The organism is Pseudomonas sp. OTU5201, assembly GCF_038440135.1.
In the GTDB taxonomy this organism is placed as follows: Bacteria; Pseudomonadota; Gammaproteobacteria; order Pseudomonadales; family Pseudomonadaceae; genus Metapseudomonas; species Metapseudomonas resinovorans.
Genome location: NZ_JASATC010000027.1, coordinates 1 through 14,379 on the forward strand (window position 1 = coordinate 1; position 14,379 = coordinate 14,379).

At 63.3% G+C, this 14,379-nt stretch carries 16 protein-coding genes; 12 read left to right on the plus strand and 4 right to left on the minus strand.

All coding sequences use genetic code 11. The annotated features are described in order from the left end of the window. Positions 1-81: 81 nt before the first annotated feature. Entirely contained in the window at positions 82-1,476 is a 1,395-nt protein-coding gene (sthA, locus tag AAHM40_RS17190) for a Si-specific NAD(P)(+) transhydrogenase (RefSeq protein WP_342245734.1), read from the plus strand. Between the two features lie 144 nt (positions 1,477-1,620). On the opposite strand, the gene AAHM40_RS17195 is transcribed toward sthA, so the two are convergent. The 3 genes from AAHM40_RS17195 to AAHM40_RS17205 are packed head-to-tail and all read right to left on the minus strand — an operon-like array spanning position 1,621 to position 3,230. Beyond that, positions 1,621-2,343, minus strand: coding sequence for a glycerophosphodiester phosphodiesterase (locus tag AAHM40_RS17195; protein WP_342245735.1), 723 nt, complete (start codon positions 2,341-2,343; stop codon positions 1,621-1,623). Between the two features lie 2 nt (positions 2,344-2,345). Then, positions 2,346-2,636: a phosphodiesterase gene (locus AAHM40_RS17200; protein ID WP_342245736.1), complete on the minus strand. Its 291-nt coding sequence runs from the start codon at positions 2,634-2,636 to the stop codon at positions 2,346-2,348. 9 nt (positions 2,637-2,645) lie between these two features. Next, positions 2,646-3,230, minus strand: coding sequence for a PilZ domain-containing protein (locus tag AAHM40_RS17205; protein WP_342245737.1), 585 nt, complete (start codon positions 3,228-3,230; stop codon positions 2,646-2,648). A 167-nt stretch (positions 3,231-3,397) separates the two neighbouring features. Between AAHM40_RS17205 and AAHM40_RS17210 the strand changes: the two genes are divergently transcribed. The 3 genes from AAHM40_RS17210 to AAHM40_RS17220 are packed head-to-tail and all read left to right on the plus strand — an operon-like array spanning position 3,398 to position 6,570. Further along, positions 3,398-4,648 carry a lipoprotein-releasing ABC transporter permease subunit gene (locus AAHM40_RS17210; RefSeq protein ID WP_342245738.1) on the plus strand — a complete coding sequence of 417 codons (1,251 nt, stop codon included), beginning with the start codon at positions 3,398-3,400 and terminating at the stop codon, positions 4,646-4,648. Beyond that, positions 4,641-5,324 (plus strand): lipoprotein-releasing ABC transporter ATP-binding protein LolD, encoded by a 684-nt coding sequence (gene lolD / locus AAHM40_RS17215; protein WP_342245739.1) that lies wholly within the window; start codon positions 4,641-4,643, stop codon positions 5,322-5,324. Before AAHM40_RS17210 ends, lolD begins: the two co-directional genes overlap by 8 nt. Position 5,325: 1 nt before the next feature. After that, complete coding sequence (locus AAHM40_RS17220; protein ID WP_342245740.1) at positions 5,326-6,570, plus strand: lipoprotein-releasing ABC transporter permease subunit; 1,245 nt, start codon at positions 5,326-5,328, stop codon at positions 6,568-6,570. A gap of 211 nt (positions 6,571-6,781) precedes the next feature. Here the strand turns inward: AAHM40_RS17220 and AAHM40_RS17225 are convergent, their stop codons facing one another. Then, positions 6,782-7,309 (minus strand): DUF2062 domain-containing protein, encoded by a 528-nt coding sequence (locus tag AAHM40_RS17225; RefSeq protein ID WP_137822482.1) that lies wholly within the window; start codon positions 7,307-7,309, stop codon positions 6,782-6,784. Between the two features lie 173 nt (positions 7,310-7,482). Between AAHM40_RS17225 and AAHM40_RS17230 the strand changes: the two genes are divergently transcribed. The 8 genes from AAHM40_RS17230 to murB all read left to right on the plus strand — a co-directional run bounded on the left by AAHM40_RS17230 (position 7,483) and on the right by murB (position 14,330). Continuing rightward, a complete protein-coding gene (locus AAHM40_RS17230) occupies positions 7,483-9,708 on the plus strand; it encodes a DNA internalization-related competence protein ComEC/Rec2 (RefSeq protein WP_342245741.1) in 2,226 nt (741 codons plus the stop codon). A 72-nt stretch (positions 9,709-9,780) separates the two neighbouring features. After that, entirely contained in the window at positions 9,781-10,416 is a 636-nt protein-coding gene (locus tag AAHM40_RS17235; RefSeq protein ID WP_028629450.1) for a MotA/TolQ/ExbB proton channel family protein, read from the plus strand. Next, the gene (locus AAHM40_RS17240; RefSeq protein WP_280283255.1) at positions 10,413-10,859 is read left to right on the plus strand and encodes an ExbD/TolR family protein; all 447 of its coding nucleotides are present in this window, start codon (positions 10,413-10,415) and stop codon (positions 10,857-10,859) included. The genes AAHM40_RS17235 and AAHM40_RS17240 overlap by 4 nt, the downstream gene beginning before the upstream one ends. Continuing rightward, complete coding sequence (gene lpxK / locus AAHM40_RS17245) at positions 10,859-11,863, plus strand: tetraacyldisaccharide 4'-kinase (RefSeq protein ID WP_342245742.1); 1,005 nt, start codon at positions 10,859-10,861, stop codon at positions 11,861-11,863. Before AAHM40_RS17240 ends, lpxK begins: the two co-directional genes overlap by 1 nt. A 40-nt stretch (positions 11,864-11,903) precedes the next feature. Beyond that, positions 11,904-12,089: a Trm112 family protein gene (locus tag AAHM40_RS17250; protein WP_280283257.1), complete on the plus strand. Its 186-nt coding sequence runs from the start codon at positions 11,904-11,906 to the stop codon at positions 12,087-12,089. Beyond that, positions 12,086-12,850 carry a 3-deoxy-manno-octulosonate cytidylyltransferase gene (gene kdsB / locus AAHM40_RS17255; RefSeq protein ID WP_342245743.1) on the plus strand — a complete coding sequence of 255 codons (765 nt, stop codon included), beginning with the start codon at positions 12,086-12,088 and terminating at the stop codon, positions 12,848-12,850. Before AAHM40_RS17250 ends, kdsB begins: the two co-directional genes overlap by 4 nt. Further along, entirely contained in the window at positions 12,850-13,314 is a 465-nt protein-coding gene (locus tag AAHM40_RS17260) for a low molecular weight protein-tyrosine-phosphatase (RefSeq protein WP_342245744.1), read from the plus strand. Before kdsB ends, AAHM40_RS17260 begins: the two co-directional genes overlap by 1 nt. Further along, entirely contained in the window at positions 13,311-14,330 is a 1,020-nt protein-coding gene (murB, locus tag AAHM40_RS17265; protein WP_342245745.1) for a UDP-N-acetylmuramate dehydrogenase, read from the plus strand. The genes AAHM40_RS17260 and murB overlap by 4 nt, the downstream gene beginning before the upstream one ends. Positions 14,331-14,379 lie beyond the last annotated feature (49 nt).

Sequence of the window (14,379 nt, forward strand, 5' to 3'; positions counted from 1 at the left end):
TCACTCACCGCGCTCCCCCGCCCCGCGCTCCCCGGGGGGGGGCCCCCCCCGCCCCCCCCCGGCCCGTTATGAGGAGTAAGCATGGCTGTCTACAACTACGACGTAGTGGTGCTGGGTTCCGGCCCGGCGGGTGAGGGGGCGGCGATGAACGCTGCCAAGGCCGGGCGCAAGGTTGCGGTAGTGGACAACCGCCCGTTGGTCGGCGGCAACTGCACCCACTTGGGCACCATCCCGTCCAAGGCCCTGCGTCACTCGGTACGGCAGATCATGCAGTACAACACCAACCCGCTGTTCCGCCAGATTGGTGAACCGCGTTGGTTCTCCTTCCCTGACGTGCTGAAGAGCGCGGAGCGGGTGATCGCCAAGCAAGTGGCCTCGCGCACCGGCTTTTACGCGCGCAACCGTGTAGACGTGTTCTTTGGCACCGCCAGCTTCGCCGACGAGCAAACCGTGGAGGTCGTCTGCGCCAGCGGTGTGGTGGAAAAGCTGGTGGCCAAGCAGGTCATCGTCGCCACGGGCTCGCGCCCCTATCGCCCGGCAGATGTCGACTTCAACCATCCGCGCATCTACGACAGCGACACCATTCTCAGCCTCACCCATACACCGCGCCGCATCATCATTTACGGTGCCGGGGTGATCGGCTCCGAGTATGCGTCGATCTTCAGCGGTCTGGGCGTGCTGGTGGACCTGATCGACAACCGTGACCAGTTGCTCAGCTTCCTCGACGACGAAATCTCCGACGCTCTCAGCTACCACCTGCGCAACAACAACGTGCTGATCCGCCACAACGAGGAGTACGAGCGCATCGAGGGCCTGGAGAACGGTGTGATCCTGCACCTCAAGTCCGGCAAGAAGATCAAGGCCGACTGCCTGCTCTGGTGCAACGGCCGTACCGGCAACACCGACAAGCTGGGCTTGGAGAACATTGGCATCAAGGTCAACAGTCGCGGCCAGATCAATGTCGACCAGTACTACCGTACCGAGGTCAGCAACATCTTTGCCGCCGGTGACGTGATCGGTTGGCCGAGTCTGGCCAGCGCCGCCGCCGACCAGGGGCGCTCGGCAGCCGGTAGCGCGGTTGAGAACGATAGCTGGCGCTTCGTCGACGATGTGCCCACCGGCATCTACACCATTCCGGAGATCAGCTCTATCGGCAAGAACGAGAAGGAGCTGACCCAGGCGAAGATCCCCTACGAAGTGGGCAAGGCCTTCTTCAAGGGTATGGCGCGTGCGCAAATCTCCCATGAGCCGGTAGGGATGCTGAAGATCCTGTTCCACCGAGAGACCCTGGAGATTCTCGGCGTACACTGCTTCGGCTACCAGGCCTCGGAAATCGTGCACATTGGCCAAGCGATCATGAACCAGAAGGGCGAGGCGAACTCCATCAAGTACTTCATCAATACGACCTTCAACTACCCGACCATGGCTGAAGCCTACCGGGTGGCGGCGTTCGACGGCCTCAACCGGCTTTTTTGAGCGGCACCGGCCGGGTGCCTGAGCCGGCCGGGGAGGACCCTCTCGGCGATCCGCGCCTGTGGCGCTGGCCGAACCGGGAGAGCTTCTGATCAGGCGACGCCATGAATGAAGAACCGGCCCTCGCGGCCGGTTCTTCTTTATGGCTCAGCGCATCCCGACGGTCGCGCTCGCCAGACCGGGGAAGTCGGTGATGATGCTGTCCGCACCGAAATCGGCGAGGCGGCGCATCAACGCCGGTTCGTTGACCGTCCAGACAGAGACGTGCAACCCTTCCTTTTGTGCGCGTAGCAGGCGCTCCGGGGTGCATAGCGTCCAGTTCAACGCCAGCAGGTTGCAGCCGTGGTGCTTGGCCACTTTCAACGGGTCCAGCCAGGCATACTCGGCCACCAAGCCACGAGACAGCTTTGGCGTCAGCCTGTTAAGCGCGCGCAGTACCTCCCGCGAGCTTGAGGTGACCGTCACCTTGTCCGTCACGCCGTAGCGTTCGGCCAGTTCCTGGATCGCCAGCACGGTTCGCGCCGCTCGCACCCGTGAGGCGCTCTTCACCTCCAGTTGCCAGTGTTCGAAGTCGCAATGCTCGAACAAGGTCGCCAGCCGCGGGATGGGGCAGGGCTGTTGCCAGCCCGGGCCACCCAGTCTGGCGTCATAGGTCACCAGCTCCTCGGCGTCATGCTCCGCCACTTTGCCGCGACGGCCAGTGGTGCGTTTCAGACTGGGGTCGTGGATCACCATCAGCTCGCCGTCACGAGACAGGTGCAGGTCCAGCTCGCAACGCTTCACACCATGTGATAGGCATTGCCGGAAGCTGGCCAGGGTGTTTTCAGGGCATTCGCCCTTGGCGCCTCGATGGCCGTAGATCAGGGTCACGTTTATTCCCTTGGTGCTCTGGGTTGATGGTGGCGGACGCTGTCGATGACGCGTCCGCTTTCGAAATAGACCGAGAAATCGCGGTAGTCCCAGCGACTGATGGGTGGCTTGCCCACCGCAGCATGTTCTTCGTCGGGCAGACCGAAACGCTGCAGAACGCTGCGCTGGCTCTCGCCGCGAGCTGGTAGCGAAACACCTTTGTCGCCCTGATTGCCAACGGGAATTTCGATGGTTTCGGCACCAACGGGCAGTGCGAGGAGAAGACAGGTCAGCAACAGGCCGGGGCGCATCATGCGAGGGTCTCAGGGAGTAGGGGAGGAGCGTTCGCGAGCCTGGCGTCGCTGCTGGGCCTGCTTTTGCAGAATGTGCCGTGCCAACAACTGACGCTGAGCGTCGGTCAGTGCCTCGAACTCAGTACCGATCTCGAACTGACCGTCATCACGGGGCTGGCTGTGGATCACCACTGCGCGCAGCATCAGGCCGAGGGCCTGTGGCATCAGAACGATCTTGATCGCCAGGTGGGTGCCCAGCTCGATGGATTGGGCGCTGCTGAAGCCGATGCCGCCTTCGGACAGGGTGACTTGGCGTGCCGGGCCTATGTCGCGCAATAGGCTGTGGGCCACGGCTTGGCCAAGCAGATCGATGCGCTTGTTGATGACCTTGAGGTAGCTGGCCAGCGTCCGATCGCGCTCATGGATATGCCGCAACAAGTGCTGGGATTCGAAGTCCATAAGATGCAATTCGCTGAGGAGATTGAACAGCTGCGAAGCACTGTCCACGCCGCTTCCATCAGCTGTTTCGCCCTGTTTCAGCGGGCGAAATTCCAGTGCGATCGTATCTTCGATGCGGTAGTATTCGCGGCGGTCATCCGCGTCTCGTGTCGACATGGCGAACCCATGGCAGCAGTGGTGGTCGAAGAGCTGTTCCGTATTTGCAAGTCCGTTTGCGTCGCCCGGGGCGCCGCAGCAGATCACGAACAGAATTTGAGTGTAAACGCTGCTTGCCAAGCCCCGCCACAAGGACGTCCCTTCTTTCGCCAGCGAACTCCACTTCCATGTTCAGACCGCTGTCCCTGTATATAGGCGCCCGGTACACGCGCGCCAAGCGCCGCAACTACTTCGTCTCCTTCATTTCCCTGACTTCCATGATCGGTCTGGCACTCGGCGTGCTGGTCATGATCCTGGTGCTGTCGGTCATGAACGGCTTCGATCACGAGATGCGCACCCGCGTGTTGGGCATGGTGCCCCACGCCACCGTGGAGTCCGCGGTGCCAATCAACGACTGGCGCAAGCTGGCCGAAGATGTTGTCCGTCATCCCGAAGTGAAGGCCGTGGCGCCCTACACGCAGGTGCAGGGGCTGCTGACCGCCGACGGCAAGGTGCAGAAGGTGCTGGTCAACGCCGTGGACCCGCAGGAAGAGTCCAAGGTTTCCATCATCGGCGACTTCTTCCGCCAGGGCAGCCTGGCCGCCCTGAAGCCCGGTGAATTCGGCATCGTCATCGGCGACCGCGCCGCCAGCAAGCTGGGCGTAGGCATGGGTGACAAGGTCACCTTCGTGCTCCCCGAAGTGGCGGTGACCCCAGCCGGCGTCTTTCCGCGCATGAAGCGCTTCACCGTGGTCGGTATCTTCCACGTCGGCGCGGGCGAACTGGATGGCTTCCTGGCCATCGCCAACCTGTCCGACGTCGCCCGCCTAAAGCGCTGGCGGCCCGACCAGGTGCAGGGGCTGCGCCTGAAGCTCGATGATCTGTTCCAGGCGCCCCAGTTGGCCTGGCAGATCGCTGGCGAGTTGAAGGGCGAAGACTTCTATGCCCGGGACTGGACCCGTACCCACGGCAACCTCTACCAAGCAATCAAGATGGAGAAGGCCATAATCGGCCTGCTCCTGCTGCTGATCGTGGCCGTCGCCGCCTTCAACATCATTTCCACCCTGGTGATGGTAGTGACCGACAAGCGCGGTGACATCGCCATCCTGCGCACCCTTGGCGCCACGCCCAGGCAGATCATGGGCATCTTCATGGTCCAGGGCACGGTAATCGGCGTCGTCGGCACCGCCATCGGCGGTGTACTGGGCGTTCTCGCGGCGCTGAAGGTGAGCGATGCCATTGCCCTGCTGGAACGCCTGATGGGGCACAAGTTCCTCAGTGCCGAGGTCTATTTCATCGATTACCTGCCATCCCAGCTGATGGTCGAGGACGTGGTGCTGGTCTGTTCGGCCGCGCTGGTCCTGAGCTTCCTTGCCACCCTTTATCCCGCCTGGCGTGCCGCCCGCACCCAGCCAGCAGAGGCTTTGCGCTATGAGTAACAAGGCAGTCCTGAGTTGCCGCAATCTGGGCAAGAGCTACGACGAAGGCCCTCAGTCTGTCGAGGTGCTGTCGGGCGTTGAGCTGGAGCTGCATCCGGGAGAGCGAGTGGCCATTGTCGGCAGCTCCGGCTCCGGCAAGAGCACTCTGCTGAACATGCTGGGCGGGCTGGATACCCCGAGCAAAGGGAGTGTCTGGCTGGCTGGCGAGGAACTGTCCGCCCTCAGCGAGACGGCCCGTGGCCTGCTGCGAAACCGTGCCTTGGGTTTCGTTTACCAGTTCCACCACCTGCTGCCGGAGTTCACCGCCCTGGAGAACGTCTGCATGCCGCTTCTGATTGGTCGTACTGCCATTGGCGAAGCGCGCCAGCGAGCCACCGCACTGCTGGAGCGCGTGGGGCTGGGCCATCGCCTGTCGCACAAACCGGCAGAGCTCTCTGGCGGTGAGCGTCAGCGCGTGGCCATCGCACGTGCCCTGGTCAATAACCCGGCCCTGGTGCTGCTCGACGAGCCTACGGGTAACCTCGACCAGCACACAGCCCATGGCATCCAGGATCTGATGCTCGAGCTGAGCGGCTCTGTGCAGACCGCGTTCCTGGTGGTGACTCACGATTTGCAACTGGCCCGCCAGATGGATCGGGCGCTGCGCCTTGAAGACGGCCGACTGGTGGCTGCCTGAGATGTTCAGACCTCTTCCGATCTTCATCGGCACGCGCTATACCCGCGCCAAACGCCGTAACCACTTCATTTCCTTTATCTCGCTGACCTCGATGATCGGTCTGGCGCTGGGCGTGCTCGCCATGATCGTGGTGCTCTCGGTGATGAACGGTTTCCAGAAGGAGATGCGCTCGCGCATCCTCGGCATGGTTTCCCACGCCACCCTGAGCGCGGAGCAGCCCTTGGAGGATTGGCGCCGGGTGGCCGATGCAGCGATGAAGCACCCGGAGGTGGTGGGGGCGGTGCCCTTCGCCGAGCTGGAAGGCATGCTGTCCTACAAGGGCATGATGCAGCCGGTGCAGATCAACGGTGTCGATCCAGCCGAGGAGCCCAAGGTTTCCATTATCGGCAAGCACATGGTTCAGGGTGACCTGAATGCCCTGAAGCCTGGCGAATCCGGCATCGTCATCGGCGAGATCACCGCGCGGCGTTTCCGACTCAACGTCGGTGACAAACTGACCCTGATCGTCCCCGAGGTGAGCAGTGCGCCAGGCGGCATCACCCCGCGCATGCAACGCCTCAATGTGGTAGGCGTCTTCAAGGTTGGCGCCGAGCTGGACAGCTCCCTGGCGTTGATCAACATTGCTGATGCGTCGGCTATCCAGCGTCTGCCGGAAGGGCAGGTGCAAAGCGTACGGATTGCCCTTAAGGATTTGTTCCTGGCACCGGAGGTGTCGAAGCAGATCGCCGCAGAGCTGGGGCAGGGCTACCGTGCAGATGACTGGACTCACACCCAGGGCAGCCTGTTCAGCGCCATGAAGATGGAAAAGACCATGATCGGCCTGCTCCTGCTGCTGATCGTGGCCGTGGCTGCCTTCAACATCATCGCCACGCTGATCATGGTTGTGGCCGACAAGCGCGCGGATATCGCGATCCTCCGCACTTTGGGGGCGACGCCGCGGCAGATCATGGCCGTGTTCATGGTTCAAGGCAGTGTGATCGGTGTCATCGGTACTCTGATCGGTACTGTTCTGGGTGTCATCACCGCGCTCAACGTCAGTCAGTGGATCGCCGCCCTGGAGCGTGCCAGCGGTCGGCAGATCTTCAGCTCAGACGTTTACTTCGTGAGCTACCTGCCGTCCGAACTGCAACTCGGTGATGTGATGTTGATCTGCACCGCTGCCCTCGTGCTGAGCTTCCTGGCCACCCTCTATCCGGCGTGGCGAGCGGCGCAGACCCAGCCAGCCGAGGCCTTGCGCTACGAGTAATCGGCTGTGACCGCAAATAAAAACGCCGCTTTCGAAGCGGCGTTTTTCATGTCGGAATGCGGGGTCATGCGTCATCGGCTCTGCCTGTGACGATCGAAATGCCTGGTGTACAGGATGAAGTCGGATTGTCTGTAGGAGCCCGAATGAATCCGCGATGCCCCCTTATAGGAGCCAAAGGCAAGTCCATGTTTTACGAACGTGGATGTTTACTTCAGCGGCTGGTTTCTCGGCGCGCTTTCTGGCGCTTGCGCCAGCTATGGCCAACCCACCAACGCCAATAGAGCATGGTCAGCATGTAGGCCAGTGCCCCGACCAATACGCCGCAGACCAGCGAGCCTAGGAGAAATGGCTGCCAGAGCGTGGAAAGTTCCTGGGTGATCCATTCCCAGGTCAGTTCATCGGGTAGGGCGCGCGGAGAAATCTGCATGATCCAGGCCCCCATCTTGTAGGTGCAGTAGAAGACCGGCGGCATGGTGATGGGGTTGGTCAGCCAGACCAGGCCTACCGAGATCGGCAGGTTAGCGCGCACCGCGATAGCCAGGCCGGCGGCCAGCAGCATCTGCATGGGAATGGGGACGAACGCCGCGAACAGACCCATGGCCATGGCGCGGGCGACCGAGTGGCGATTGAGGTGCCAGAGGTTCGGGTCATGGATGAGCGTGCCGAGAAAACGCAGGGACTTGTGTTCCCTGATAGTGTCCGGATTCGGCATGTAGCGTTTGAAGATGCGACGCGGCATGAGCGGTCTCTGGCGGACGAAAGCGCCGGGTATTATGCACACCCGGAAATGACAGCGCCGGGTCAGATTGTGTCGGCAAGTTTAACGGGAATTGCACCGGTCGGATCGACCCGTGCAGGGTGGCACAGGATGTTGCCGCGCTTTTCATCCCAGGGAAAGGGAGTTGGATACCCATGGTGTCGGGTCTGGCGACGCTTGCCGTCGGCCTTCTTCTACTGCGTTGGATACCCAGTCTGCCGCCTGTCTGGTGGCTCTATTTCCAGCTGGTTCTCGGTTTCGGGTTGCTGATGTCACGCGCCTGGCGCCCCGGCCTCTTTCTCCTCGGCCTTGGCTGGGCGTGTCTGAGTGCCCAGTGGGCGCTGGATGACCGATTGGACTCGCGTCTGGATGGCCAGGTGCGCTGGCTGGAAGGGCGGGTAGTCGGTTTGCCGAGTGCTGCCGACGGTGTGGTGCGCTTCGAGCTGTCCGATCTTCATTCCTCACGGGCACAGCTGCCTGGCCGCCTGCGCTTGTCCTGGCACGATGGGCCGCGTGTGCTCGCGGGTGAACGCTGGCGCCTGGCGGTCCGTCTCAAGCGGCCGCGGGGTTTGGTGAACCCGGCGACTTTCGATTACGAAGCCTGGTTGCTGGCGCGGCGTATAGGTGCGACCGGCTCGGTAAAGGCTGGCGAACGTGTCCAGCCGGCTGACGGCCTCGTTGCCTGGCGTGATGCACTGCGTCAACGTTTGCTGGAAGTGGATGCCAACGGGCGGGCCGGAGGACTCGCCGCCCTGGTGCTGGGCGATGGTTCCGGCCTGCAGGATCGGGATTGGCGACTGCTGCAGGACACCGGAACCACTCACCTGATGGTGATTTCAGGCCAGCACATAACTCTCTTTGCCGGCGTGCTCTATAGCGTGGTCGCGGCGCTTGCGCGATTCGGACTCTGGCCCCGGCGCCTGCCCTGGCTGCCCTGGGCCTGCTTCATGGCTTTCGCCGGAGGCCTTGGCTACGGCGTGATGGCTGGCTTCGACGTGCCGGTGCAGCGGGCCTGTGTGATGCTCGCCGTTGTCCTGCTCTGGCGTTTGCGTTTTCGCCACCTGGCCTTCCTCACGCCGCTCCTGGTTGCTCTTTGCGTCGTGTTGTCAGCGGAGCCACTGGTGATCCTGCAGCCGGGTTTCTGGTTGTCCTTCGGTGCAGTGGTCTTGCTGATCCTGGCCTTCGCCGGCCGTCTCGGCGCTTGGCCCTGGTGGCATACCTGGTGGCGTGCCCAGTGGGTGATGGGCTTGGGACTTGCGCCGCTGCTGCTGGCCCTGGCTTTGCCCATCAGTCTCAGTGGTCCATTGGCGAACCTGGTGGCGGTGCCCTGGATCAGCCTGGTGGTATTACCGCTGGCGCTGCTGGGTACCTTGCTGCTGGGCATTCCTGTTGTGGGAGACGCGCTGCTCTGGTTGGCTGGAGGCGCACTGGACCTTCTGTTTCAGATGCTGGCTTGGATGGCGGCGCAGCTACCCGCCTGGATCCCGGAGCAGGTCCCGCTTTGGGCCTGGCTCCTGGGGGCATCAGGCGTCCTGCTTCTGATCGCTCCGGCGGGTGTGCCGCTGCGGGCTCTTGGCCTGGCGTTGCTGATGCCGATGCTGTTTCCGTCGAATGAGCCCTTCGCGCACGGTCAGGCCGAGGTGCGGGTGCTGGATGTGGGGCAGGGACTTTCGGTGTTGGTGCGCACCCGCGAGCATGCGCTGCTCTACGATGCCGGACCACGCCGGGGTGACTTCGATATCGGTGAGCGGGTAGTGGTGCCGACCTTGCGCGGCCTGGGGGTGTCCAGGCTTGACCTGATGCTGATCAGCCATGCCGACTCCGACCACGCCGGGGGAGCCCTGGCGGTGCAGCGGGGGGTGGCCGTGGAGCGAGTGCTGGCTGGCGAATTGGAGCGCCTGTCTCCTGAGCTGGGGGCGGAACGCTGTTCGGCGGGGGATGCCTGGACCTGGGATGGGGTGGACTTCCTGGTCTGGCAGTCGCCGCTGACCGGGGACAGTAACGACGATTCATGCGTACTGGCGATCGAGGCCGCTGGTGAGCGCATTTTGCTCAGCGGCGATCTGGGCATCCGTGGCGAAGCGGCTTGGGTTGCGAGCGGCCAACCACTGGTCGCGCGCTGGCTGGTGGCCGGTCACCACGGCAGTCGGACGTCTTCCAGTAGCGCCTTCCTGCGTGTCGTGGCGCCTGAGAAGGTGCTGATCTCCCGTGGCCACCTGAATTCCTACGGTCACCCGCATCCACTGGTCGTTTCGCGTATACGCGCGCTGCCGGCCGATATCCATGACACCGCGGAACAGGGCCACTTGCTGCTGCGCCTGGGGGCGAATCGCGAGCCCGAAAGCGGGCGAGAAAAGTCTGTGTTCTGGAGGGAAAAATGAGAACAGCGACGGTCGGCGCAGGCCCGACCCTATGCTAGAGTGGCGCCACTTTTCCGAAGGGGATTTCCTACCGTGTGGGAGTTGGTCAAAGCCGGTGGCTGGATGATGCTGCCGATCATTCTGTGTTCCATCGCCGCCACTGCTATTGTCGCTGAACGCCTGTGGACCCTGCGTCTCAGTCGGGTCTCGCCTCCGCATTTGCTGGGTCAGGTCTGGCGCCAGATCAAGGACAAGCAACTGAACAGCCAGAAGCTCAAGGAGTTGCGCGCGTCTTCGCCCTTGGGTGAAGTGCTGGCTGCGGGCCTGGCGAACTCCAAGCATGGCCGGGAAATCATGAAAGAGTGCATCGAGGAAGCTGCCAGCCGGGTCATCCATGAACTGGAGCGCTACCTCAATGCCCTGGGCACCATCGCCGCCATGGCGCCGTTGCTGGGGCTGTTGGGTACGGTCTTCGGCATGATCGAAATCTTCGGCGGATTCATGGAGAACGGCATGGCCAATGCGCCGGTCCTGGCCGGCGGCATCGCCAAGGCCCTGGTGACCACTGCGGCGGGCCTGATCGTTGCCATCCCGGCCGTGTTCTTCCATCGCTACCTGTTGCGTCGTGTCGACGAACTGGTGGTCGCGATGGAGCAGGAAGCGATCAAGCTGGTGGAAGTGGTCCAGGGTGATCGCGAAGTCGACTTCGCAGAGGAAGCCAAAGCGTGAAGTTCCGCCGCAGGGCGGGCAATGTCGCCCGCGAAGAGGTGTTCCTCAACCTTACTTCGTTGATTGACGTGATCTTCGTGCTGTTGCTGTTCTTCGTGGTGACCACCACCTTCAGCAAGCCCAACCAGTTGAAGATCGAGCTGCCTGAAGCGGTGAGCGGCACGCCGCCCGAAGAGACGCAGCTGAAGACGCTGGAGCTTTCCATTGGCGCCGATGGCCAGTATTCGCTCAATGGCCAGAATCTGGTGAAGAGCGACCTGGAGACCCTGATCTCTGCGCTGGGACGTGAGTCGGAGGGCGACAACAGCCTGCCGCTGGTGATCACCGCTGACGCTCGCACCACTCACCAGGCGGTGATTACCGCCATGGACGCCGCCGGAAAGCTGGGCTTCAGTCACCTGCGAATGACCACCGTCGAGGCCGAAGCGGCCAAGAAGCCCTGATGGCCTTCTCCGATCGTCTGCTGGACGCCTGGTACCGGGGCCACCCGGCCCTCGGCCTGCTAAGCCCGCTGGAGTGGCTCTACCGTCGGGTGGCCAAGCGCAAGCGCGCATCATTCCTGGCGGGGCAGGGCAACAGCTATCGCCCGCCCGTACCGCTGATCGTGGTCGGCAACATTACCGTTGGTGGCACCGGCAAGACCCCGATGATTCTCTGGCTGATCGAACACTGCCGGGCGCGCGGACTGCGCGTTGGCGTGGTCAGTCGTGGTTACGGGGCGAAACCGCCACAGCTGCCCTGGCGGGTGCGTGCCGAACAAGGCACCGAACAGGCCGGTGACGAGCCGCTGCTGATTGTCCAGCGCAGTGGCGTGCCCCTGATGATCGACCCTGACCGTTCCCGTGCAGTAAAGGCCCTGCTGGAGCAGGAAGAGCTGGACCTGATCCTCAGCGACGATGGCTTGCAGCATTACCGCCTCGGGCGCGACCTGGAGCTGGTGCTGATCGACGCTGCCCGTGGCCTTGGCAATCGTCGCTGCCTGCCGGCCGGGCCCTTGCGTGAGCCGCCGGAGCGCCTGGACTCTGTGGATGCGGTGCTGCGCAATGGCGCCGAGGCCGATTCCGCCGAAGGCTTCTCCTTCAAACTGCAACCCGGCGTGCTGGTCAACGTGCAGAGCGGCGAGCGTGTGGGGCTGGCGCATTTTCCGTCCGGCCAAGCCGTGCATGCGGTGGCGGGCATCGGCAACCCTCAGCGTTTCTTCACGACTCTGGAGGCGCTAAACTGGCGCCCGATTCCGCACCCCTTCGCCGATCACGCGGTCTATAGCCCGGAAGCCCTGGATTTCAAGCCGCCGCTGCCCGTGCTGATGACCGAGAAGGATGCGGTGAAGTGCCGGGCCTTCGCTGCCGCCGACTGGTGGTACCTGGTGGTCGATGCCACACCGTCGCCGGCCTTCGTCACCTGGCTCGACGATCAACTGGCCCGCCTGCTGCCGGACCGCTTCTAACCTCAGGTAGCCCTCGGGCTGCCGCCTCAAGGATTGCCCCATGGACCCGAAACTTCTCGATATCCTCGCCTGCCCCCTGTGCAAAGGGCCGCTGAAGCTGGCCGATGACAAGAGCGAGCTCATCTGCAAGGCCGACGCCCTGGCCTTTCCGGTACGCGACGGTATCCCGGTAATGCTGGAAGGCGAGGCCCGTCCCCTCAATGTCGATGAGCGTCTGGACAAATGACCCAGGCTTTCACCGTCGTCATTCCCGCTCGCTACGCCTCGACCCGCTTGCCCGGCAAGCCGCTGCAGGATATCGCCGGCAAACCGATGATCCAGCACGTCTGGGAGCAGGCAAAGCGCAGCGCGGCTCAGCGCGTGGTAGTGGCCACCGATGATGCGCGCATCGTCGACGTTTGCCGGGCCGTTGGTGCCGAGGTGCTGCTGACCCGTGAAGATCACAACTCGGGCACCGATCGCCTGGCCGAAGTGGCCAGCCAGTTGGGCCTGGCCGATGACGCCATCGTGGTCAACGTGCAGGGTGACGAACCGCTGATCCCGCCGGCTATCATCGACCAGGTGGCGGCTAACCTGGCCGCGCACCCGGAAGCTGGCATCGCGACCCTGGCCGAGCCGATCCAGGACGTGCAGGCGCTGTTCAATCCCAATGTGGTGAAAGTGGCCGCCGACCTCAACGGTCTGGCTCTGACCTTCAGCCGTGCGCCACTACCCTGGGCCCGCGATGCTTTCGCTTCCGACCGTGACCAACTGCCGGAAGGCGTACCGTATCGCCGGCATATCGGCATCTACGCGTACCGCGTTGGCCTCCTCCACGACTTCGTCGCCTGGGGACCGTGCTGGCTGGAGAACACCGAATGTCTGGAACAATTGCGTGCGCTCTGGCACGGCGTGCGTATCCATGTGGCTGATGCACTTGAGGCGCCGCCCACCGGCGTCGATACCCCGGAAGACCTCGAGCGCGTCCGGCGCTTGCTGGGGGCCTGATGCGAGTGCTCTTCGTTTGCCTGGGCAATATCTGTCGCTCGCCAACCGCTGAGGGCGTGCTGCGCCACAAGCTGCGTGAGGCCGGGCTCGCCGGGCAGGTGCAGGTGGACTCAGCAGGCACCGGTGACTGGCACGTGGGCAAGGCGCCAGACGCTCGCACCCGCGTGGCTGCTCAGCGTCGTGGTTACGACCTGTCCCAGCTGCGCGCGCGCCAGGTGGCCGTGGACGACTTCGGCCACTTCGACCTGGTCCTGGCGATGGACGAGAGTAACCTGGCCGACCTGCATCGTTTGCGTCCCGGCAACGCCGCCGCTGAACTTGACCTGTTCCTGCGCCGCTACCAGCTTGAGCTGGACGAGGTGCCGGACCCTTACTACGGCGGCGAAGCAGGCTTCGAGCAGGTCCTCGACCTGGTGGAGCAGGCCTGCGATGCACTGATCCTGGAAATCAAGGGGCGCCTGTGAGCCTGGTCCTGCACGAATATCTGTCCCTAAAGCCGTACAACACCTTTGGCGTAGACGTTAAGGCGCGGTTGTTCGCCGAGGCGCATGACGACGCCGAGGTGCGTGAAGCTATCGCCCTGGCGGCCGAGCGTGACCTTCCGCTGCTGGTGATCGGTGGCGGTAGCAACCTGCTACTGACACGCGATGTAGAGGCCTTCGTCTTGCGCATGGCCAGTCGAGGTGTGCGTGTTCTGGCGGATGACGGAATGAATGTGCTGCTGGAGGCCGAAGCCGGCGAGCCTTGGCATCCTCTGGTGCTCTGGACGTTGGAGCAGGGCCTGGGGGGGCTGGAAAACCTCAGCCTGATTCCCGGTACCGTGGGGGCTGCGCCCATGCAGAACATTGGTGCCTATGGCGTTGAACTGAAGGACGTGTTTGTCGGGCTGGTCGCGCTGGACCGGGAAACCGGCGAGCTGCGCGAGTTTGCGCTGGAGGACTGCCAGTTCGCCTACCGCGACAGCCTGTTCAAGCGTGAAACCGGCCGCTGGCTGATCCTGCGGGTGCGCTTCAATCTCAGTCGCGCGCCGCAGCTGCATCTGGATTACGGTCCGGTGCGCCAGCGCCTGCAGGCCGAAGGCATCGATGCACCAACGCCCAAGGATGTCAGTCGCGCCATCTGCGCCATTCGCAGCGAAAAACTGCCGGACCCGGCCGAGCTGGGCAATGCTGGCAGTTTCTTCAAGAATCCGCTGATTAGCGCTGAGCTCGCGCAGCACCTGCGTGACGAATATCCCGATCTGGTCGCCTATCCCCAGACAAACGGGCAGGTCAAGCTGGCCGCTGGTTGGTTGATCGAGCGTGCTGGCTGGAAGGGGTTCCGCGAAGGTGATGTTGGCGTCCATCGCCTGCAGGCGCTGGTGCTGGTCAACTACGGCTCAGCAACGGGGAGTCAGCTGCATGACCTGGCCCAGCGCATTCGTGCGGATATTGCCAAGCGCTTTGGCGTGGAGCTGGAAATGGAGCCGAACCTGATCTGAATGGCGCTGCCTGAAACAAAGAAACCGGCCTGATGGCCGGTTTCTTTTG

Bases quoted from the DNA above. Each gene is read 5' to 3' on its own strand.
- sthA (WP_342245734.1), top strand. From the start codon at position 82: ATGGCTGTCTACAACTACGACGTAGTGGTGCTGGGTTCCGGCCCGGCG.
- AAHM40_RS17200 (WP_342245736.1), bottom strand. From the start codon at position 2,636: ATGATGCGCCCCGGCCTGTTGCTGACCTGTCTTCTCCTCGCACTGCCC.
- AAHM40_RS17205 (WP_342245737.1), bottom strand. From the start codon at position 3,230: ATGTCGACACGAGACGCGGATGACCGCCGCGAATACTACCGCATCGAA.
- AAHM40_RS17210 (WP_342245738.1), top strand. From the start codon at position 3,398: ATGTTCAGACCGCTGTCCCTGTATATAGGCGCCCGGTACACGCGCGCC.
- lolD (WP_342245739.1), top strand. From the start codon at position 4,641: ATGAGTAACAAGGCAGTCCTGAGTTGCCGCAATCTGGGCAAGAGCTAC.
- AAHM40_RS17220 (WP_342245740.1), top strand. From the start codon at position 5,326: ATGTTCAGACCTCTTCCGATCTTCATCGGCACGCGCTATACCCGCGCC.
- AAHM40_RS17225 (WP_137822482.1), bottom strand. From the start codon at position 7,309: ATGCCGCGTCGCATCTTCAAACGCTACATGCCGAATCCGGACACTATC.
- AAHM40_RS17230 (WP_342245741.1), top strand. From the start codon at position 7,483: ATGGTGTCGGGTCTGGCGACGCTTGCCGTCGGCCTTCTTCTACTGCGT.
- lpxK (WP_342245742.1), top strand. From the start codon at position 10,859: ATGGCCTTCTCCGATCGTCTGCTGGACGCCTGGTACCGGGGCCACCCG.
- AAHM40_RS17250 (WP_280283257.1), top strand. From the start codon at position 11,904: ATGGACCCGAAACTTCTCGATATCCTCGCCTGCCCCCTGTGCAAAGGG.
- kdsB (WP_342245743.1), top strand. From the start codon at position 12,086: ATGACCCAGGCTTTCACCGTCGTCATTCCCGCTCGCTACGCCTCGACC.
- AAHM40_RS17260 (WP_342245744.1), top strand. From the start codon at position 12,850: ATGCGAGTGCTCTTCGTTTGCCTGGGCAATATCTGTCGCTCGCCAACC.